This window comes from Microbacterium sp. 18062 (assembly GCF_902706225.1).
GTDB lineage: Bacteria > Actinomycetota > Actinomycetes > Actinomycetales > Microbacteriaceae > Microbacterium.
In genome coordinates, this window is record NZ_CACSKB010000684.1 from 1 (window position 1) to 383 (window position 383).

General features: G+C 75.5%; 1 pseudogene. It reads right to left on the reverse strand.

Annotated features, from left to right (window positions below):
• Positions 1-40 precede the first annotated feature (40 nt).
• Positions 41-383, reverse strand: a pseudogene (locus GVL03_RS21825) (hypothetical protein); the annotation flags it as partial.

Below are 383 nucleotides of genomic sequence, written 5' to 3' on the forward strand. Positions count from 1 at the left end.
ATTCTAAACGGCGGGATTTGTCCACATTGTGGCAAGGCGCTCAGCGGCCGCCCCGCTTGTTGAATGCCTTGCGCTTTTGCTTCTGCTCCTGGCGTTGGCGCGAGAGGCTGTCGCTGCCGATGTAGCCGACCGAGGTCTTCATCGGGTCGGGCTGGCTCGGCGCCGCCGCGCGCTTGCCGGACCCGCCGGCACGCGGGCCGCCGTCATTCGCGCCCCGCGGCGGAGGGCCTCCCGCACCCCGGCCGCCACGCACCGGACCCTTGCCGCGCAGGCCGCCGCCACCGCCCCGGCGGTCGCCGGCCGCGGAGCCCGGGGCGGCAGCGGCCGGCCGAGCGGTCTCGGCCCCGGCCGCCTGCATGAGCGCACGGATGTCGCGCTCGTCC